Annotated in this window: 17 protein-coding genes and 1 pseudogene; 11 read left to right on the forward strand and 7 right to left on the reverse strand. The window is 68.3% G+C overall.

Going from position 1 to position 20481, the window contains the following annotated elements; genetic code table 11:
• Positions 1–85 precede the first annotated feature (85 nt).
• Positions 86–961 carry a universal stress protein gene (locus ACFV6V_RS12120; protein WP_385562816.1) on the reverse strand — a complete coding sequence of 292 codons (876 nt, stop codon included), beginning with the start codon at positions 959–961 and terminating at the stop codon, positions 86–88.
• 645 nt (positions 962–1606) lie between these two features.
• On the opposite strand from ACFV6V_RS12120, the pseudogene ACFV6V_RS12125 reads away from it, so the two are divergent.
• From ACFV6V_RS12125 to ACFV6V_RS12160, 8 genes and pseudogenes are all read left to right on the forward strand, one after another.
• Positions 1607–1795, forward strand: a pseudogene (locus ACFV6V_RS12125) (DUF1918 domain-containing protein); the annotation flags it as partial.
• 268 nt (positions 1796–2063) lie between these two features.
• Positions 2064–3254, forward strand: a complete 1191-nt coding sequence (locus tag ACFV6V_RS12130) for a 4Fe-4S dicluster domain-containing protein (RefSeq protein ID WP_385562819.1) — start codon at positions 2064–2066, stop codon at positions 3252–3254.
• Positions 3255–3267: 13 nt separating this feature from the next.
• Positions 3268–3708, forward strand: coding sequence for a cyclic nucleotide-binding domain-containing protein (locus tag ACFV6V_RS12135; RefSeq protein ID WP_385562822.1), 441 nt, complete (start codon positions 3268–3270; stop codon positions 3706–3708).
• Positions 3705–4508: an FAD/NAD(P)-binding protein gene (locus ACFV6V_RS12140; protein ID WP_385562824.1), complete on the forward strand. Its 804-nt coding sequence runs from the start codon at positions 3705–3707 to the stop codon at positions 4506–4508. Before ACFV6V_RS12135 ends, ACFV6V_RS12140 begins: the two co-directional genes overlap by 4 nt.
• 1 nt (position 4509) lies before the next feature.
• Positions 4510–5313 (forward strand): oxidoreductase, encoded by an 804-nt coding sequence (locus tag ACFV6V_RS12145; RefSeq protein ID WP_385562827.1) that lies wholly within the window; start codon positions 4510–4512, stop codon positions 5311–5313.
• On the forward strand, positions 5310–6797 hold the full coding sequence (locus tag ACFV6V_RS12150) for a Ni/Fe hydrogenase subunit alpha (RefSeq protein ID WP_385562829.1): 1488 nt from the start codon (positions 5310–5312) through the stop codon (positions 6795–6797). Before ACFV6V_RS12145 ends, ACFV6V_RS12150 begins: the two co-directional genes overlap by 4 nt.
• A 186-nt stretch (positions 6798–6983) precedes the next feature.
• Positions 6984–7691, forward strand: coding sequence for a CBS domain-containing protein (locus ACFV6V_RS12155; protein WP_385562832.1), 708 nt, complete (start codon positions 6984–6986; stop codon positions 7689–7691).
• Positions 7692–7881: 190 nt separating this feature from the next.
• Positions 7882–8385, forward strand: coding sequence for a flavodoxin domain-containing protein (locus ACFV6V_RS12160; protein WP_385562835.1), 504 nt, complete (start codon positions 7882–7884; stop codon positions 8383–8385).
• Between the two features lie 58 nt (positions 8386–8443).
• Here ACFV6V_RS12160 and ACFV6V_RS12165 read toward each other — a convergent pair whose 3' ends face one another.
• From ACFV6V_RS12165 to ACFV6V_RS12185, 5 genes are all read right to left on the reverse strand, one after another.
• Positions 8444–9100, reverse strand: a complete 657-nt coding sequence (locus tag ACFV6V_RS12165; RefSeq protein ID WP_385562838.1) for a potassium channel family protein — start codon at positions 9098–9100, stop codon at positions 8444–8446.
• On the reverse strand, positions 9097–9756 hold the full coding sequence (locus ACFV6V_RS12170; protein ID WP_385562841.1) for a potassium channel family protein: 660 nt from the start codon (positions 9754–9756) through the stop codon (positions 9097–9099). The genes ACFV6V_RS12165 and ACFV6V_RS12170 overlap by 4 nt, the downstream gene beginning before the upstream one ends.
• On the reverse strand, positions 9753–12578 hold the full coding sequence (locus ACFV6V_RS12175) for a cation-translocating P-type ATPase (RefSeq protein WP_385562844.1): 2826 nt from the start codon (positions 12576–12578) through the stop codon (positions 9753–9755). The genes ACFV6V_RS12170 and ACFV6V_RS12175 overlap by 4 nt, the downstream gene beginning before the upstream one ends.
• Positions 12579–12692: 114 nt before the next feature.
• On the reverse strand, positions 12693–13682 hold the full coding sequence (locus tag ACFV6V_RS12180; RefSeq protein WP_385562847.1) for an Acg family FMN-binding oxidoreductase: 990 nt from the start codon (positions 13680–13682) through the stop codon (positions 12693–12695).
• Between the two features lie 25 nt (positions 13683–13707).
• Positions 13708–14589: a universal stress protein gene (locus ACFV6V_RS12185; RefSeq protein WP_385562850.1), complete on the reverse strand. Its 882-nt coding sequence runs from the start codon at positions 14587–14589 to the stop codon at positions 13708–13710.
• A 342-nt stretch (positions 14590–14931) separates the two neighbouring features.
• Between ACFV6V_RS12185 and ACFV6V_RS12190 the strand changes: the two genes are divergently transcribed.
• The 3 genes from ACFV6V_RS12190 to ACFV6V_RS12200 all read left to right on the forward strand — a co-directional run bounded on the left by ACFV6V_RS12190 (position 14932) and on the right by ACFV6V_RS12200 (position 19765).
• Positions 14932–15180 (forward strand): SHOCT domain-containing protein, encoded by a 249-nt coding sequence (locus ACFV6V_RS12190; protein ID WP_385562853.1) that lies wholly within the window; start codon positions 14932–14934, stop codon positions 15178–15180.
• 64 nt (positions 15181–15244) lie between these two features.
• Positions 15245–17869 carry a cation-translocating P-type ATPase gene (locus ACFV6V_RS12195; RefSeq protein ID WP_385562856.1) on the forward strand — a complete coding sequence of 875 codons (2625 nt, stop codon included), beginning with the start codon at positions 15245–15247 and terminating at the stop codon, positions 17867–17869.
• 177 nt (positions 17870–18046) lie between these two features.
• Positions 18047–19765 carry a GAF domain-containing protein gene (locus ACFV6V_RS12200; protein ID WP_385562859.1) on the forward strand — a complete coding sequence of 573 codons (1719 nt, stop codon included), beginning with the start codon at positions 18047–18049 and terminating at the stop codon, positions 19763–19765.
• A 13-nt stretch (positions 19766–19778) separates the two neighbouring features.
• On the opposite strand, the gene ACFV6V_RS12205 is transcribed toward ACFV6V_RS12200, so the two are convergent.
• The gene (locus ACFV6V_RS12205) at positions 19779–20471 is read right to left on the reverse strand and encodes a response regulator (RefSeq protein WP_385562862.1); all 693 of its coding nucleotides are present in this window, start codon (positions 20469–20471) and stop codon (positions 19779–19781) included.
• Between the last annotated feature and the right edge of the window lie 10 nt (positions 20472–20481).

Raw genomic sequence — 20481 nt, forward strand, 5'->3', positions numbered from 1 at the left:
CGCAACGTCACGGTCGGTAATGGACCGCAGGGCAGACGGGTCGGCCTGGTGCACCGACCCCACTGGCTCCCTGGGGCCGTCCGCCTCAGTCATGAGGAACGACAGCGACGGGACAGCGCGCGTGGTGGACGGCGGCTTGGGCTACGGGGCCCAGACGGGGCCCCAGAGGGGCACGGTGCTTGCGCCGACCGACGACGAGCAGCCCGCCGTCCTCTGCAGCTTGCACCACTGCCCTGGCGGGGCTTTCGAGACTGATGCTGTCCTCCACCTCCACGTGGGGAAACCTCTCGCGCCACGCGCAGAGGGCCTGGCTCAGCTGCCTGTGTGCCTTCTGCGTGATCTCTTGTGTGACGTGGTGGTCCACCCCCCAGGGAACGTAAGCGTGGAGAGGCAGGCGCTCCCCGTGAACGGCCCGCAGGGGTGTGTTGCGCGCCGCAGCCGTTTCGAAGGCGAAGTCGAGGAGATCGTCGCAGGGGCCATGCAATTTCAGCGCTACCACCACGCCGCCCGTCGCACCTTGTCTGGGCGGTGGCTCTTCCTTGCTTGATTCGGCCCGGACCAAGACCACTGGTCGCTCCGCTCGTGCCACGACCGGCAGGCTGATGTCGCCCAAGAAGTAGCTCTCGACGAGCTCCAGCCCCCGCGATCCGAGAACGGTCATCGCAGACTCCGCTGCGGCCCGGAGCAATGCGTCTTGGGCGTCATCGGCCACCAAGTCGGCAACGATCGAGAGGCCAGGATGGCGCCCTTCAAGCTCCGCCCGCGCGTGCTGCACGAGCCGATTCGCCCAGTAGTTCTGATCGATCTCCGCGGGGATGCTGGCCGGCTCCGGCACCAGCATGGGCCACGCGTGGAGAAGGCGCAGCGTGAGCTTGCGCCGCTCGGCTTCATCGGCGGCCCAACGGGCAGCAGCAACACTCTCCGGTGAGCCGTCGAGGCCCACGGTGATGACTGGTTTCATGGCGACTTCCTCAGACTCGTACGACGCTGGAATGACGGTGGACGAGTCCCTCCGTACGGGCGGCGTCGACACGCCAAGCACGGCCTTTTCCCTTATCCGAGGAGCACTCGGGACAGGACTTCGACGCATGCGTCCGCTCGGCCTGCAACCGGATCTGACCAACAACGCGGTACTGCATCACGGGCCGCGGCCGATCGCGTCTTGTCACAGGGATGTCCGCACCCGCGGGGCGGACGTCGCCGACTCCCCTGGGGAGGGCCTGGAGGCCCACCGTCGGGGACCTTCGGCCCCTGTGACGGGAGGCTGCTGTCGTTCCATGGTGGTGGCCAATGGACCAGCGACATGTTGAAGGCGAGAGCATGAGTGCATGAGGGTTCGCCGTCGGCATCGAGCCCGCACCCACTGCGGAGGCATCAGTCCCCGGGGCGGATCCATTCAGCCGTACCTCCGACTGGCTCGAGTGCTCGCCATCGACCGCCATCGGTCTCGATCAGCGCGGGGCTGACGGTATCCGCGGGGCTGACGGTAGCGAGGTGAGGAGGCTGACGATGCCGCACACGGCAGAGTGGTGACCGCTGTGCTCACCGGCCACGGAAGCCCGAGGACACGTGGGGTACTGCAACTTCCAAGGAGGGAGCGGCGATCATGCGAGCTCACCTCGGCGATCAACTCGTCATCGAGAGTCCGGCGACCGGCGCCACCAAGCGCGACGGCGAGATCGTCGGACTTCACCGCGACGACGGAACACCTCCATACGATGTGCGCTGGTCGGACACGGACAAGGTGACCTTGGTCTTCCCCGGGCCTGACGCGCACATCAATCACATCGGGCACGTGCAACGCAACCGGGCCTGAGGCCAGGCAGACACTACCTGCCTCGCCCGAATGGCCTGGCCACCGCACCTCATGGAACACCCGACTGTTGCACGGGAGGTCCTGAGCCGGTGCCCGCCGAGACACGCCGGGGCGGCGCACCGAACGTGAAAGCCGGAGATCTGGCACGCTGTCCGTGGCCGCTGCGGCGGCTGTCGCCTGCTGCGACACGGTGAGTCCCAGCGGCCGGCGATGCTCCCGTCCCGACGGCCAGGAACAAGGACCGAGGATGCCGGACTCCGGGAATGACGGAACATCTGTCGACGCACAGTCCGAGTCGGTGACCCTCGGCCGTGAAGGTCTTCACGCGTTGGTGAGCGTCCTGAAGCGGCACGGCCGCACGGTGGTCGGTCCCACGGTGCGGGACGGCGCGATCGTGCTCGCCGAGCTGGACTCCGCCCACGAGTTGCCCGACGGCTGGGGTGTCGAGCTGGAAGCGGGACAGTACCGGATCCGCCGACGGGACGACGCCGCCGTGTTCGCGCACAGTGCCGGGCCGCAGTCATGGAAGTCGTTCCTGCATCCGGAACGTGTGCGGCAGTGGACCGCGGACCGCACCCCGGGCGGCGACCTGGCTGTACGCGAGGAAACGCCACGGAGCGTCTCCTACGCGTTCCTCGGAGTGAGGCCGTGCGATCTGCGGGCCATCCGGATCCTGGACCGGGTGATGATCGGCGGACGCTACCAGGACCCCTCCTACCGTTCCCGCCGCACCGGCGCCTTCCTGATCGCGGTCGAATGCACGGAGCCTGGAGCGACCTGCTTCTGTGTGTCCATGGGCGCAGGTCCGGCGGTGGATGCCGGGTACGACCTCGCGCTCACCGAGGTGCTGGACGCCGAGGGCCACCGCTTCCTCTGCAGGAGCGGCAGCGAGGAGGGAGCTGCCGTACTGGCGGAACTCCCGCACCGGACCGCGGACGACGCCACGCGCACCGCTGCCGCCGGCGCCGTACACCAGGCCGCCGAGCGCATGGGCCGGTCCATGCCCCCGGTCGACCTGCGCACCCTGATGCGTGACAACCTCGAGGCCGAGCGCTGGGACGACGTCACCTCACGCTGCCTGAGCTGCGGCAACTGCACCATGGTCTGCCCGACGTGCTTCTGCACGACCACCGAGGACATCACCGACCTGACCGGCGACCACGCCGAGCGCTGGAGCCGCTGGGACTCCTGCTACGACCTGGACTTCTCAGCACTGCACACCGGTCCGGTCCGAGCCACACCACGCAGCCGGTACCGCCAGTGGCTCACCCACAAACTGGGCACGTGGCACGACCAGTTCGACAGTTCCGGATGCGTCGGCTGCGGGCGCTGCATCGTCTGGTGCCCCACCGGAATCGACCTCACCGAGGAAGCTCACGCCCTGCACGACGAGGCCACGAGGACAAGAGGCCGCGGTGACGATTCCGGCCAGCGCTGAACCTGCGGCGGACATGCTCAGTTCACTCTCCACGGAGCATCGCGAGCAGTTGATGGGGCTCGCGCACGAAGTCAGCCTTCCCGGGGCCACCCGGCTCTTCGAGGAGGGTGAGCGGGCCGATCGCTTCTGGGTCATTCGCTCGGGCAGCGTCGCCCTCGACGTGGAGATCCCCGGCCGCGGGCGTGCGGTTGTGGAGACGATCTGCGCGGGTCACCTCCTCGGCTGGTCGTGGCTGTGTCCCCCGCGCCAGTGGCATCTCGGGGCGGAGGCCAGAAGTGCCGTCACCGCATGGGAGTTCGATGCCTCCGCGGTCCGTGACCGTTTCGCCGCACATCCGGCGTTCGGACTGGCGCTGGTGACCCTGGTCGCCGAGACCATCGGAGACCGACTGCGCGCCACTCGCACCCGGCTCCTCGACCTGTACGGGCCGCAGGGGGGCGGGCCATCCGCATGACCACGGTCCCTCTGCCGTATCGCCTCGCGGATCGCCGACACGAGACGGCCGACACGGTTACGGTAGACCTGGAGCCGGCCGGTGATGCTCTTCAGACCTTCGCCCCCGGCCAGTTCGCCATGGTGTATGCCTTCGGCGTCGGCGAGATCCCCGTCTCGGTGTCCCGCACCACCGGGGAACGGCTCACACATACGATCCGGGCCGTAGGCGCAGTGTCCCGGGCACTGTGCGATCTGCCGACAGGCGCGTCGGTGGGTGTGCGCGGCCCGTTCGGCACCGGCTGGAACGCAGAAGAGGCGCGCGGCCACGATCTGCTTGTCCTCGGTGGGGGAATCGGCCTCGCCCCCCTTCGCCCGCTGATCCATGCCGTCTTGGCCGACCCGCACGCATACGGGCACGTGAACGTCCTCGCCGGTGCACGGACACCGGACGATCTGCTGTACCAGAACGAGTTCCCCGACTGGAGACACCCCTTCTGCGGCGTCACGGTCGACCGGCCCACCGACGGCTGGACCGGGCGGGTCGGAGTCGTCACCTCCCTGATCGACGAAGCCCATTTCACCCCGACGCACACCACCGCATTCGTCTGCGGCCCCGAGGTCATGATCCGCGCAACCGCCCGGGCGCTGATGCACCGCGGGGTACGGGCCGACCGCATCCGGGTCTCCCTGGAGCGCAACATGCGCTGCGCCACCGGCCACTGCGGGCACTGCCAGCTCGGACCACTGCTGCTCTGCCGTGACGGTCCCGTCGTCCCACACGACCTGGCCGAGCCCCTTCTCGCCGTAAGGGAGCTGTGACGTGACCGGCCCTCTCCAGTTCCCGAAATCCGGCCGCCCCCGACTTGGCGTGTTCAAGTTCGCCTCGTGCGACGGCTGCCAGCTCACCCTCCTCGACTGCGAGGACGAGCTGCTGGCCATCGCCGAAGACGTCGAAGTCGCCCATTTCCTCGAGGCCTCCAGCGACGTCGGGCGCGGGCCGTACGACCTGTCACTCGTCGAAGGCTCGGTCACCACCGCCGAGGACGAGGAAAGAATCCGGCTCATCCGTGCCGAGTCCCACCGGCTGGTCACCATTGGTGCCTGCGCCACGGCCGGAGGCGTTCAGGCTCTACGCAACTACGCCGACGTCGCCGAGTACTTGCAGGTCGTTTACGCCCGCCCGGACTACATCGCTACCCTCGCCACCTCGACCCCGATCTCCGCCCACGTGCCCGTCGACTTCGAGCTGCGGGGTTGTCCCATCGACCGCTCCCAGCTCCTGGAGGTCATCACCGCCTTCCTGGCCGGACGCAAGCCCGCCATTCCGAACCACAGCGTCTGCTTCTCCTGCAAGCGCCGCGGCACCGTGTGCGTCACCGTCGCCCGCGGCACACCTTGCCTGGGGCCTGTCACCCACGCCGGCTGCGGAGCCATCTGCCCGGCCTACGGGCGCGGCTGCTACGGCTGCTTCGGACCCGCGGCAACCACCAACCTGCAGGCCCTCGTGCCGCTCATGCACCGTGACGGGATGAGCGAGGAGGAGGTCGGGAGGTTTCTGCACACCTTCAACGTCACCGCCTTCGCCGCCCTGGAGGACGCCATGGAGGAGGACGACCTGCCGTGACCGAGTCCGCTGCAGAGTCTCGTGTCGTGCGCATCCCGGCACTCGCCCGCGTCGAGGGCGAGGCCGCGCTGCATCTGGTGACCCGGGGCACCACTGTCATCCGGGCCCAGCTGAAGATCTACGAACCCCCACGGTTCTTTGAAGCCTTCCTCCGAGGCCGCGCGCACACCGAGCCTCCCGACATCACTTCCCGGATCTGCGGCATCTGCCCCGTCGCCTACCAGCTCAGTGCCTGCCGGGCCATCGAGGACGCCTGCGGAGTCACGGTGGACGGCCAACTCGCCGCTCTGCGCAGGCTGCTGTACTGCGGCGAGTGGATCGAGAGCCAGACCCTGCACATCCATCTGCTGCACGCTCCCGATTTCCTCGGCTACGACGACGTGTTCGGCATGTCCCGTAGGCACGTCGCCCATGTGCAACGCGGGCTGCGGCTCAAGCAGGCGGGCAACGCCGTGATCGAACTGCTCGGTGGACGCGCGATCCACCCCATCAACGTCCGCCTCGGCGGGTTCCATCGCGCTCCCACCCCTTCCGAACTCCGGCCTCTGACAGCACGCCTGCGCATCGCTCTGGAGGATGCCTGGGACACCGTGCGCTGGGTCTCGGGGTTCGACGTCCCCGAAGCCGCGTGTGACGTCGATCTGTTGGCTCTTGCCGAGCCCGGTACGTACGCCATCGAGTCGGGCGCGCCCACAGTGCTCAGGGCCGGTGGAGGAAGGGCTCCAGTCAGCTTTCCCGTCCACGCCTTCTCGGACCACGTCGTCGAGGAGCAGGTCCCGCACTCCACCGCACTCCACTCAAGGCTGGACGGCCGCCGGCACCTCACCGGCTCCCTCGCCCGGTACGCCATCAGCGGCCACTTGCTCTCCCCGCTCGCCCTCCAAGCGGCACGGGAGGCCGGTCTGGACGATCCTCCGCTGCTCGCCCGCACGAACGGCAGCCCCCCCGACGAGGGCTCCACGAACCCGTACCGAAGCATCCTCGTCCGAGCCGTCGAAGTCCTGTACGCGGTGGAGGAGGCCCTCCGGATCATCGACGCGTACGAGCCCCCGCCACGAGCTCATGTGGACGTGCCGCCCCGGGCGGCGGTGGGGCACGGTGCGACCGAGGCTCCGCGCGGGCTGCTCTACCACCGCTACACGCTCGACGGCGAGGGCCGCATCGCCGAAGCATGCCTGGTCCCGCCGACGGCACAGAACCAGGGCGCGATCGAGGAGGACCTTCGCCATGCCGTTCAGGCCGAGCTGGCCCGCGGAGTCACGGACGAGACCGAGCTCGCCCGGCTGTGCGAACGGGTCATCCGGAACCACGACCCGTGCATCTCCTGCTCGGCCCACTTTCTCGACCTGCACGTCGAACGGAATGGCCCGACGACCGAGGCCGCGTATGGAGGCGTCGCGAGGCCCGCCGCACCGGCCGAACCAGAAGGCATCCCCCACGCCGACCGCCGCGAGTCTGCTCCGCGGCGGTCGCGGGGTGCGTGAGTCTGCTACTCGACGGTGTGGGGGACACGCGTGCGCGCCGGCCACGACGGGCTCCACTGTGTACAGGGACCTGTCGGCCCTGTGGGACGGCCCCATCAGGACCTTGCACGGTGAGAGTCCGTGTTCGATTTTGAATCCGTCCGCACGGTCCGGGGGCAGGACCGTCCTGGGCGGAAGGAGCCCGTGATGAGGCACAGCAAGATCGGCAATCTCATGGTGCAGGACGTGGTCTCGGTGACGGTGGAAATGCCGTTCAAGGAGATCGCCGGGCTTCTCGCCGAGCACCGCATCAGCGGAGTCCCCGTTGTCGATTCCGAGGCCAGGGTTCGGGGCGTGATCTCCGAGAGCGACCTGGTCTTCCGCCAGTCGGACGAGGCGCCGAACTGGGAAGCCGGTCCCGGCGCGACGGCTGGAGACCGAGCAGCCGTGGCTCCGAACGCCGCCCAGCTGATGACCCGCCCGGCAGTCACGGTCGACACCGACGAGACCGTCGCCGGGGCAGCACGGGTCATGGCAGAGCATCGAGTGGAACGTCTGCCTGTCGTCGACGGGCAGGGACACCTGGTCGGAATAGTGACGAGGCGTGACCTACTGCAGGTCTTCCTGCGACCCGACGCAGAGATCCGGAGCGAGATCGTCGACGATCTCTTCGAACGCACGCTGTGGCTACCTCCGGGCAAGCTCACGGTGAAGGTGGCGGACGGAGTCGTCACCCTGGAGGGTCAGTTGGAGCGGCTCAGTGAGATCCTTGTGGCCGTCAAGCTGGCCCAGCAGGTCGACGGAGTCATCGGGGTCATTGACAGAGTGGGCTATCTCTTCGACGACTCCCCAAGCGGCCAGGAGTCCGAAGACAAGGTCAGACGTCGGAAAGCTGTCAGGGAACGTTCACCGTGAGTTCCCGGCGGGTTCCGACCGCGTGTGCCCTTCGGGTCTCCCAACGGTACCGAAGGGCACACGACAGCGGGTCGGTGCGAGTGTGACCGTGGATCAGGCAGCACGTTGTCCCATCACCTCTGCCGGCGGACACCCTCCCTGAGCTGGTCGGCAGGACTCCGTGATCGGCCAGGGCGAGCAAGGAGCGGGCATGGCCACCAAGCGCATACTCATCGCCTACGGCAGTAGGCACGGCGCCACATCAGGCATCGCGGAGGAGATCGGCTCCGCACTGCGCGAGGACGGCTACGAAGCGGCTGTACTCCCGGCCGGGGACGTGAGGGACGTCAGCGGCTACGACGCCGTCGTGCTCGGCGGCTCGGTCTACGCGGGCCGCTGGCACCGGGACGCGTCCCGCTTCGCGCGGCTCCACGCGGCGGACCTCGGTCACCGGCCGGTCTGGATGTTCAGCAGCGGGCCCGTGGACAGTTCGGCAGAGCAGCACGATCTCCCGCCGGTTCGAGACGTGGTCAGGCACATGGAACGGCTGCACGCCCGCGAACACATCACGTTCGGCGGCAGCATCACCGCCTCGACACCAGGGTGGATCGCCCGATACCTGGTGCGCCACGCCGCGGCGGGCGACTTCCGCAACCCAGAGCAGATTCAAGACTGGGCACACCACATCAGTGCCGAACTGGCGACCCGTCCCTGACGCGGCCCTGAAAGGGCGAGCGGCCTCACGAGACGGCCGCGAGCATCGCGAGTCGCTCTCACTGGAATGCGGAATGGACCTCCTGCTCGGTGGCCGCGTGTGAGACCAGGAGCAGCTCGTCGCCGGGCCGGAGCCGTACCTCCGGTTCCGGCACGGTGGGCTGACCGTCCCTGACCACGGTGGCGATGACGGTTCCATCAGGGAGTTCAACGTCAGCGAGACGTTTGCCGACGGCTCGGGAACGTGCGCTGATCACCGTCTCGATGATGTCGACCCCGGCCTTGCTCAGCCGCAGCAAAGCGACCGTGTCGGCTGCTCCGGTGGCCTCCTCGATGAGTGAGATCAGTGGGGTGGCGGCCGGTACGGCGATGTCGATGCCCCAGCGGTGGTCGAACAGCCACGCGTTCTCGTCGTCGTTGATGCGGGCGACAACCCTGGGCACGGCGAACTGCCTCTTGGCGAGCAGGCCGATCACGAGGTTGTCCTCGTCCTTTCCGGTCACGGCGATGACCAGGTCTGCGGCGTGAGCGCCCGCGTTCTCCAGGAACACGGGTTCGCAGGCGTCGCCGACGACGAGACGGGCGGTGATCCGGTCTTCGAGGGCCGCGATCCGGTGAGCGTCTGCGTCGACGAGTGTGACGTTGTTGCCGGCCGCTGCGAGGACCTGCGCAATCTGTGTGCCCAGGCGTCCGGCGCCGGCGATCAGAGCCTTCATGACCCCAACTCCTTGTCGAGGAAGTCACGCAGCCGGTTCAGGGCGGTTGCCGCCACGGTGAAGGTGACGAGGTCACCTGGCTCGGCGGCCGTACCGTGGGCGGGAACGAGTGATCGGCCCCCGCGGGTCACCTCGACGACCCGGATCTCACCGTCGATGTCGAACTCGTTGAGCCGTCGCCCGATGAGGTAAGCCGGGATCTGTGAGCGGACCAGCACTGTCTCACCGTTCCCGAAGGTGAGTTCGGGTGACAGATGGCGGTGCAGGAGCATCTGGTGGATCTGGTTGACAGTCCACCGGACACTGGCGATGGTCGGGATGCCCAGCTCACGGTAGATGTCAGCCCGCCGCGGATCGAAGATGCGGGCGAGGACGACCGGGACACGGAACGTCTCTTTGGCGGTACGTGCGCTCACGATGTTGCTGTTGTCGCCGGAGGTGACGGCGACGAACGCATCGGCGTGCTCGATCCCGGCGGCAGCCAGAGCGGTCCGGCTGAAGCCGTTGCCCAGGTGGAACTGCCCCGCGAAGTTCGACGGGAGGCGGCGGCAGCTGTCGGCATCCCGGTCCACGAGGCGTACGTCGTGCCCTTCCGTGGCGAGTTGCGCGGCCAGTGCGGACCCCACCCGGCCGCAGCCCGCAATGATCACCCTCACGGTTGCTCTCCCTTCTCCCTGCTCCTCCGCCTCAGCCAGGCCTTGCGAGCCTCGTCCGCTGCGAGCGGCATGACGCCCACGGCGACGAGCAGCATCCACTCGGCGGGGGAGAGCGGAGCGGTGTTGAAGACGGACTGGAGCACTGGCAGATAGCTGATGGCAGCCATGAGCGCGATCCCGAAACCGCCGGCCGCGAGGAGCCAGGGGTTGGACCACAGCCCCACGGTGAAGACACTTTCCCGTTCGGTGCGCACTGCCAGGGCGTTGAAGAACTGACTGACCACGATTCCGGCCTGCACCATGGTGATCGACTCCCGGTACACGGGGGTGTCCTGCGCGAAGTCGGCATAGGGGATGCCGGACGCGTTGACGTGCCAGAAGAAGACCGCGCACACGCCGGCCGCCTGAATGCCCCCGAGGAAGAGGATGCGTCCCATCACGGCAGGTGAGAACAGCCTGTCGTGACGGGCTCGTGGAGGCTGGTCCATGACGTCCTGCTCCGGCGGTTCCGCCCCGAGCGCGAGTGCGGGCAGGACGTCGGAGCCCAGATCGATCGCGAGGATCTGCACCGCGCTGATGGGAACCAGTGGGAAGCCGGCGAAGGTGGCGGCCAGGATGGGGACGAGTTCTCCGATGTTGTGGCTGAAGAGATAGACCAGGAACTTGCGGATGTTGCGGTAGACGGAGCGTCCCAGCATCACGGCTGTGGCGATCGATGCGAACGAGTCGTCGAGCAGGACCATGACCGAGGCTTCGCGTGCCACGTCCGTGCCGGAAGCACCCATCGCGATTCCGATGTCGGCGTGCTTCAGCGCAGGTGCGTCGTTGGCTCCGTCACCCGTGACGGCGACGACCTCTCCCCGCCGCTGGAAGGCGGTGACGACGCGCATCTTGTGCTCGGGATTGACCCGGCACAGTAGGAGCTCCTCGGATCCGCCCAGCAGACCGTCCAGACCTGCGTCGTCGAGATCGTCGAGTCGGATGCCCGTGGCCACCGTCGGAGAGATGCCGTGCACGATGCCCACTCGGCGGGCCACCGCCTCCGCGGTCAGCGGGTGGTCTCCCGTCACCATGACGATGCGGATTCCGGCTCGATGGCAGGCGTGGACGGCTTCCGACACCTCGGGTCTCGGAGGGTCGAGCATTCCGACGAGTCCCAGGAACACAAGCTCCGACTCGGTCGCCTCGCGGGAGGATCCGGCCCCGGGCAGCTCGCGCTCGGCGGCGGCGAGCACGCGCAGCCCCTGCGCGGCCAGGCGGTCCTGCGCCGCCGTCACCTCTGCGCGCAGGTCGTCGGTCAGGGGACGCCGTCGTCCACACCAGTTGAGGGCGGAACATCGGTCGAGCACCTCCTGCGGAGCACCCTTCACGTAGGCGTGCAGGCTGCCTCCTCGTCCGGAGTGCACGGTGGTCATCACCTTGCGTCCGGAGTCGAAGGGGAACTCGGCGACCCGGGGTTCCGCGGCTTCCTCGGCGACCGCGTCGACCCCGATCTTCGCAGCGGCCACCAGCAGCGCGCCTTCAGTGGTGTCGCCGAGCACGTGCCACCGTCCGGCGCCGGAATCCTGGTGTGAGGGCGGCACCAGCCGCGCGTTGCTGCACAGCGCCGCGGCCCGCAGCAACGGGCGCACGGGCTCGGGGTCGGCAACCTCACCGGTCGGCTCGTACCCTGCACCGGTCACGGAATGTTCGCCTCCCGCCGCCCAGGCCTGGACCACGGTCATCTCCGCCTGCGTCAGGGTACCGGTCTTGTCCGTGCACACGACGGTGGTCGAGCCCAGCGCTTCGACGGCCAGCAGCTGCTTGACCAGGGCGTGTCGACGGGCCATGCGCCGTACGCCGATGGCAAGCGACACCGAGAGCGTCGCGGGAAGACCCTCGGGGACGAGCGCGACCATGACTCCCAGTGCGAAGACGAACGAGGGCACCAGCTCCTCTCCTGCGGGAACGCGTACGACGAACAGGAGGGCACCCACGGCGAGTGCCGTGCCCGCGACACGACGTGCCATCGAAGCGACCTGGAGCTGCAGCGGCGTCTTCTGGCGCGGCGCGGCCGCGGTGAGCCGGAAGATCCTCCCGAACTCCGTCGACTGTCCGGTACCGAACACGACCGCCTTTCCGGTGCCCGCGACGACGTCGGTTCCCATGAACACACAGTTGCGTGCCTGCAGAAGGGGAAAACCGGAGCGCTCAGGTTCACTGATGCGGCCGACCGCGTCGCTCTCACCGGTGATCGCCGCGTTGTTCACCATGACGTCGTGTGCCTCCACCAACCGGCAGTCGGCGGACACCGCGTCGCCGGCTTCGAGCGACACGACGTCTCCGGGCACGAGCTCCCGGGCCGGCAATTCCCGCAGCACCGCATCACGCAGTACACGGCAGGCGTGGGGGACCATCTCCTGAAGCGACTCTGCGGTGCGTTCGGCCGAGTACTCCTGGGCAAATCCGATGGCCGCGTTCAACAGCACCACGCACAGGATCGCGACAGCCAGCTGCAGCGTCCCGGCGACATGTGGTTCCTGGAGCGTGTAGGCAAGGAAAGTGATCCCCGAGGCGATGAGGAGGACCACGGCGAAGAGGTCGGTGAACTGGGCGGCAAGCTGACGCCATACCCGGCTGCGAGCCGGGCGGGGCATCTCGTTGGCGCCGCACCGGCGGCGTCTGTCCTCCGCCTCGTGCGTCGTGATTCCACGCGGAGAGCTCCGCAGGCTCGCGTAGACCTGCGACGACGGCAGCGTCTGGACGGGCTTCGCGTGGACGTCCGGCGGTGACTGCCCGCTTGTTGCGGCGCCGCGGGTGGAGAGCTCCGACGGCGTGCTCATGGGCGCACCCCAGACGCGACCCTACTCTTGTCCTGGCGCGCGATCCGATGGGTGGGCCGTGAGCACCGCCCCATTCTGCGCGCTGCATCGGTCGGCGACGACGCGCCGGGACACTCATGCGATCTCGAGCACATCGCTGACCGGCCGGCGGGGCGTCGGGTGGCCCGCTGGACCGTAGCCGAGCCGGATCACCATCTGGACGTGGCCCATCGCCGAGACCGGGTCGCGTACGGCCCAGCGCAGTTGGGGCCATTCGAGCGCCTGGGACATCAGTGAGCAGGCCAGCCCGTCCAGGGTGGCCTGCAGGAGGATGCGTTCCATGGCTTGGCCGGCTCGGAGCCAGTCTCCTGGTTCATCTCCGGCGGTGCCCAGCAGGGCGAGACGTGGGTGTTTCTCGAAGGCGGCTGTGTCACGGCCGGGAACCGGTCGTCCGGCGGCGAAGTCCCGTACCGGAGCGGTGACGTCATGCTGCCGGGGGCCGAATGCCCGCGCTGGAATGCCTTCCTTGGGTGCCGTGGAGTCCTCGGGGCCGGTGCGGATCCAGCGGACCAACTCCTCGCGTACTTCAGGGTCCAGGGCCTCACGGCTCTCCGCATCGTGGATCAGGCTCAGGAGCTCCTGCAGATGCCAGGCACCGGGGATGTGCAGCCGTGCGCCCTCCAGTCGGGCGGCAGCGCGCAGTCCGTCCAGCACAGCATCGGAGACTTGCTCGTCGGTGAAGGGGAAACGGCTGGTGTGCCGGCGCCGGATCGCGGGATGCAGAGCGGCGAGGTCATCGTCGTGGCGTACGGGCAGGTCGAGGTGCACCTCGGCGAGGAGCCAGGGGTCGTCGGGAGCGGGCAGGAGCGTGGTGTGCGGCTCCCTGCCGATACGGGCGGCGGCTACCCGCAGGTTGAACAGTGCGGCACCGCAGCCCAGGTGCAGGGCACGGTTCTGCGGGTCGGCCTTCGCCATTGTCCGTGAGGGATCGCCACGCAGCTGCATTGTGCAGCGGCCGCTGAGGTAGCGGAACGTCCACGGTTGGGCGTTGTGCATGGACGGAGCCAGCCCGGCTTCCTCGACGAGTGCGGCAACGGCGTCCGCACCAAGGGATGCAGCGGTCACGACGTCCTCCTGTCCGCGCTCCACGTCACTCGTGGGCGACGACGGCGACCGGGGCGGTGGCGTGGTGGATGACGGCATGGGCCACGTGGCCCAGATGCCCGCCCACCGGGGACCGCCGGATTCGGCGGCCCACGACGATCAGGTCCGCGTCTTCGGCCTCGTACAGCACCTGCTCGGCTGGAGCGCCGACCAGAGCCCTTTCTTCGACCTTCACCGCGGGGTACCTCTGCCGCCACGGCTGCATCACGTCGCGGAGTCTCCTGCTCACCGCGCTCGCCACCTCCCGGGTGACGCCCGGGTCCAGCATGGGTGCGTATCCGAAGGCGAAGGGCAGCGTCCATCCGTGCACGGCCCGCAGGCCACAGCCGCGCCGTTCTGCCTCGTCGAAGGCGAATTCGAGCATGGTTACGCCCGTCTCGTGGATGTCCACTCCCACGATCACGTCCCGCTCGGGCGTCGACGGCCCCTGCTCGGCTTCGGTGGCCCTCGGGGCCCGGACAAGCACCACCGGAGTGTCGGTCACCCCGATCGTGGCCGTCGCGATCGAGCCGAGCAGGAAGCCCGTGATCGCGCCCAGCCCACGTGAACCGAGCACCAGCAGCTGTCCACCGGCCGCCTCTATGCCGAGGGCGGCGGCCGTCCGGCCGGTCAGCCGCCGAGAGGTGACCTTCAGCTGAGGGTGGCGTTGCTGCAAGTCTTCGGCCGCCTCTTCCAGGAGTTCATCGGCCCACCTGCGATGATCCTCACGGTCGACCGCGGGCAGCTCCACGGTGGCGGGGCTGAGCCACTCCTCGACGTGCACCAGGCGCAGGGGAACACCTCGCAGAAGGGCTTCCGCGGCCCCCCATTCTGCGGCGGCGCGGCTCTCGGGGAAGCCGTCCAACCCTACGATCACCGGCCGAGTCATCGTCGTGAACCTCCTTGGCGCCACTGCGCCGGATACGCTCCCAGCCTCCTGCCCATCGCGCCGCGGATGCAGGGGCCGAGGGTCCTCCGCCGGGACCGAACGGCCCTGGTCGTCGCGCACCTGCAAGCTCACGCAGGGAAGTGGCTGCCCGTCTGCCCGCTTGGTACTCCACGGCTCCCCGCACCCGGCTCCCGCACGGACGGTGCCCGAACGTCCCAGGGACCGGCACCATCCGGCCCCAGCCCGGCCCATGCCGGAACGGCGACGATACGAACAACAAACGCATCTTCTGGGCCTCGGGCTGCACGCCTCGTACCCAGCCGTCGAAGCGGGTGAGCAGTGATGATGTTCTGGTACGACCACGGCATCGGCGGATGGGGTCTGTTCGCCATGTCCGTGAGCATGATCCTTTTCTGGGCGCTCGTCATCGGCGTGGTGTTCCTGCTCGTCCGGGGCCTGAATCGCCCACAGGAGAACGGCCGTACCCGCTCAGCACCAGAGGAGATCCTCGATGTCCGACTGGCTCGGGGGGAGATCAACGAAGAGGAGTACCGGCGACGCTTGAACGCCCTGCGCACTGGGCCCGGATAGACGTGACCATCCGGGCTCGCCAGCAGCGAGGCGGCTCCATGACGATGCGGAACGGAGCGACCGCGTGACGCACCACGAAGCCCGAGCCGCGCCGGTCACCGGAAAACCGCCGACGGGCCTGACACAGCAAGAAGCGGTGCGCCGGCTGGACGCCTACGGCCGCAACGAGGTGGAGGCACGCCGCAGCGTGCCACTTCATGCCCGTGTCCTGGCGCAGCTCCGCGATCCCCTGATCATGGTGTTGCTCGGCGCGGTCGTCCTCACCGTCGCGATCGGAGATCACCCGGATGCCGTGGTCATCGCCCTCGTCATCGTCGTGAACACCACCGTCGGTGTCGTGCAGGAGGTCAGGGCCGATCATGCGGTGGCCGCGCTCTCGGCCCTGTCCGCGCCGACCGCGCGTGTTCTGCGGGACGGCGCCGGGTGCGCGGTGCCGGCAACGGACGTCGTCCCGGGAGACGTGCTGCTTCTGGGCGAGGGTGACATCGTGGCCGCCGACGCCCGGCTCGTGGAGGGCTCAGCCCTGCTCGTCGACGAGTCCATGCTCACCGGAGAATCCGTTCCGGTGGAGAAGGACGTACTGGCAGGCCCCGAGGCAAGTGACCCCGAAGCGATTACGCTGAGCGCTGGAACGGTCACGCTCAGGGGGAGGGTGGTGGCCGAGGTGACGGCCACGGGCGCGGCCAGTGCGCTTGGCCGCATCGCCTCGCTCCTGGAGGGACATGCGGAGCCGACTCCCTTGCAGCGGCGGCTGGCGGCCTTGGGCCGGATCCTCGCTCTGGTCACTTTGGCGCTGTGCCTGTTGGTGTTCGGGCTCGGTCTGATCCGTGGTCTGGCGCCGGCGACCATGGCGGTGACGGCGATCAGTCTTGCCGTCGCGGCCGTCCCGGAGTCACTGCCGGCCGTCGTCACGCTGGCCTTGGCCCTTGGCGCGCGACGGATGGCAGCCCGTCATGCAGTGGTGCGCAGGCTGCCCGCGGTGGAGACGCTGGGCTCCGTGACTGTTCTTGCCACCGACAAGACCGGCACGCTCACCGAGGGCAGCATGACGGTCGAGCGCGTCTGGACACCCCAGGGCACCGTCGAATTCACCGGGCTCGGCTACGCACCGCACGGCGACGTCCTCGTCGACGGCCGAGTGGCGACGGCCGGGCAACTCGGCTCAGTACGGGAACTGCTGACCGTCGCGGCGCTATGCAACGATGCCGAGCTCCGGCCGTCGGCCGACACGTCGGACGACCGCTGGACGGCACTGGGAGATCCCACCGACGCCGCACTGCTCACAGCGGCGGCCAAGGCGGGCTGCGACGACCGGTACCTGCTCCGGGACAGGTACCCCAGGACCGGCGAAGCGCCCTTCGACAGTCTCCGAAAGCGCATGACCACGGTGCACGCGACACCGTCCGGACACCTGCTGATCTGTCTGAAGGGGGCACCCGAAGCCGTACTCACCCCCGACGTGATCGACGATTCAACAGGACGTCTCGAGCGCGCGCGACAGGAGGCGGCCCTGCTTGCCTCCCACGGCTATCGTGTCCTCGCGGTGGCGTCCGGCACCCTGGCCGAGGCACCGACCTCGGCAGCAGCCGCTGAGCGCGGCCTGCGGCTCTTGGGCCTGGCTGCGATGAGTGATCCCCCCAAACCCGCGGCCACCACCACTCTGGCTGCATGCCGAGCAGCGGGCATCACACCCGTGCTGGTCACCGGGGACCACCCGGCGACCGCCCGCTCCGTCGCCGCGCGCGTCGGGCTCCTGGATTCGGAATCCGGCGAGGGCGCCGTCGCTACGGGGCGGGACCTGGCCGCAGGCAGGATCCTCGATCCGACGGTCGTGACGGTCTTCGCCCGCACGGACCCGCAACAGAAGCTGGACATCGTCCAGGCGTGGCACGAGCGCGGCCATGTGACCGCGATGACCGGCGACGGCGTCAACGACGGCCCCGCGCTGCGGGCCGCGGACATCGGCGTGGCCATGGGGCGGCGCGGTACGGAGGTCGCCCGGCAGGCGGCCGACCTGGTGCTCACCGACGACGAGCTGGCCACCGTGGTGGCCGCGGTCGAAGAGGGACGCCGGGTGTACGACAACATCCGGCGGTTCCTCGTCTACGCCCTGGCAGGCGGCACAGCCGAGATCCTGGTCATGCTCATCGGTCCTCTGCTCGGTCTTCCTCTCCCGCTGCGGGCAGGACAGATCCTCTGGATCAACCTCCTGACCCACGGTCTCACCGGGGTCGCCGTAGGGGCAGAACCCGTGTCGCCTCAGGCCATGCGAAGGCCCCCGCGGCCACCCCACCAGCATGTGCTCGGGCATGGCCTCTGGCAGCGGGTGCTCTTCCTCGGCATGGTGGTCACTGTCTCCTGCCTGGCTGCGGGACTCGCAGCGCAATCCATGGCCGCGCCGTGGCAGAGCGTGCTCTTCTTGTCTCTTCTCACCGCTCAGCTGGGGGTCGTACTGGGCCTTCGTGGGCGCCTGTTCACCACCGACAACCCCTTCCTGCCCCTGTCGGTTGTCGTGTCGGCCGCGCTGGGACTTGCGGCCATATACATGCCATTCCTCCGCTCGGTCCTGGAGACAGAGCCTCTTGGTTGGCCGGCGTGTGGAGCGGCGACGGTGGTCGGGCTGGTCGGCTTCGCCGCCGCGCGAGTGAGCGGCCGGCCCCGGGTGAAGCAGCTGATCACGAGGCGTTGAAAGGCCGGCGGATAGGGCGGCGGGGGCTTGTGTGCATCGACGGTCGGGAGGCCGGCACTCGCCGTCAAGGAATCTCCACGATCCTGCCCAGGCACGTGGACGGGCCGCGACAGGCCGTGACCGTGGGCAGAGGCTAACGTGAATGAGTAGTGGGCGGTGGACGCAGGCGGAGGACACATGGCCAGCGAGGATCAGCCGGTGAGCCGCGTTCAGCGGATGCGGCTGGACGAACTACTCGATGAGCTGCGCAGCCGCATAGACGAGGTTCACGGAACCAGGGATCGTCTGCACGGCTTGCTTGAGGCTGTCCTGTCCGTGGGCCGGGAGCTGGACCTTCCGCAGGTGTTGCGCCGGATCGTCGAGACCGCTGTGTCCCTGGTGGACGCGGAGTACGGCGCCCTCGGCGTCATAGGTGACGACGGCCAGAGGCTCGTTCAGTTCCTGACAGTGGGTATCAGCGACGAGCGTCGCGCCCTGATCGGCGCCCTACCGGCCGGGCACGGGTTGCTCGGCGAGGTCATCCGGCATCCCCAGCCACTGAGACTGAGCAACCTGTCCCAACATCCCGCTTCATCCGGATTCCCTGCTCATCACCCGCCCATGCACTCGTTTCTGGGCGTTCCGATCAGGGTCCGTGATGAGGTGTTCGGGAACATCTACCTGACCGAGAAGCGCGATGGCACCGAGTTCGACTCCGAGGATGAAGCCGTCCTCTCCGCCCTCGCCGTAGCAGCGGGGATCGCGATCGAAAACGCCCGGCTCTTCGAGGAAGTCCGTTTGCGGGAGCGGTGGCAGGAGGCGAGTGCGGAGTGCACCAGCTCCCTGCTGTCGGGATCTTCCGACATTCACGTGCTCTCGCTCATGCTCGAGCGTGCCCTTCATATCACCACCGCGGACATCGGCGTCGTTTACCTGCTGGAGCCTGCGGGCGGACTTCGAGGAGTCCTCGCTGCCGGGGATCGGGCCGAAGAGCACCGCGACCGGATACTCCCAGAAGGCGGAACACTAGCCTCCGAGGCCCTCACAGCAGGCGCCTTGGTCATGACGACCGATGTGGCAGAGGACCCTCGGGTCACATTTGAGCGAGACCGGTGGAAGGGTTTCGGCCCTGCTGTCGCCGTGCCTTTGGGTACAAAAGAGAGCGTCCGAGGCGTCCTGGTGCTCGGGCGGGGAGCTGGTCAGACGCCGTTTGTGGAGGTGGAGACTTCCCCCTTGTCCAGCTTTGCCGGGCAGGCAGCTCTTGCCCTCGAGGTGGCCGATCGCAGGCGGGACGCGGAGCAGATCAATCTCCTGACCGATCATGAGCGAATAGCCCGGGACCTGCATGATCTTGCAATCCAACGGCTGTTCGCCACCGGCATCACCCTGCAGAGCACGTTGCGCTTCGTCGATCATCCGGAAGCGTCGGAACGGCTGACGCGCGCGATCGACGACCTCGATGCGACGATCAAGATCATCCGGTCGACGATTTTCGGCCTCCGGCACCACGAGGCACCGGAGAGGCCAGGAGGTCTCCGCGTCCGCTCGGCACGCGCTGTGGAAGAAGCCTCGTCGGCCCTCGGCTTCACCCCAGCCCTGCGGGTGGAAGGGCTCGTCGACACAGATTCGTCCGACAGCATCGCGGACGCGGTGATCGCCGTGCTGAGCGAATCCCTCACGAATGTCGCCCGGCACGCACACGCGAGCCGGGCGGAGGTCAGAATCGTCGCGCAAGGCGACTCGCTCAGCGTGACCGTTGTCGACAATGGGGTCGGCATCGGCAAGGACGGGCGCAGGAGCGGGCTGCGCAACCTGGCCGAACGAGCGGAAAGCCTAGGCGGTTCGCTGACCCTTGGGCCCGGCTGGGACGGAGGGACTCGACTGCACTGGCGCGTCCCCCTGCGCGCAGATCACTGATCGCTGAAGTCGTTCAGCCGGAGCGCTGCTCATGCTCGTGTGCCTGAGCCGCGATGACTGCTGCTTGCACACGGCGCTCCACACCCAGTTTCGCCAGCAGCCGTGAAATATGGTTCTTGACAGTCTTCTCCGAGAGGTAGAGTCTCTTGCCGATCTGACGGTTGGTCAAGCCCTCACCGATCAAACCCAACACGGCGTGCTCCCGCTCGGACAGGGACGAAAGACGTGCGTCTTCGCTGTGTTCGGCGTCGTCAGGGTCACGCAGCGACCGCATCAGGCGTGCGGTGGTAGCGGGATCAAGCATCGACTGCCCTGTAGCGACCGTCCTCACGGCAGCAACGAGATCTGAACCCCGGATCTGCTTCAGTACGTACCCGGCGGCGCCAGCCATGATCGCGTCGAGCAACGCGTCCTCGTCGTCGAATGACGTCAACATCAGGCAAGCCACATCCGGCATACGAGACCGGAGCTCCCTGCATACCGTGATGCCGTCGCCGTCCGGAAGCCGAACGTCCAGCACAGCGACATGGGGCCTCAGAGCCGGCCCGCGCGCCAGCGCCTGTTCGGCGCTGCCTGCCTCGCCCACCACTTCGATATCTGGTTCCGAGTCGAGCAGATCGTGCAAACCACGACGAACGACTTCATGATCATCGAGCAGGAACACCCTGATGGGAGTCTCGGCGGAGAAGACGAGTGTCTCGGACATGGTGACCTAC

Source organism: Streptomyces sp. NPDC059828 (genome assembly GCF_042731955.1).
Lineage (GTDB): Bacteria > Actinomycetota > Actinomycetes > Streptomycetales > Streptomycetaceae > Streptomyces.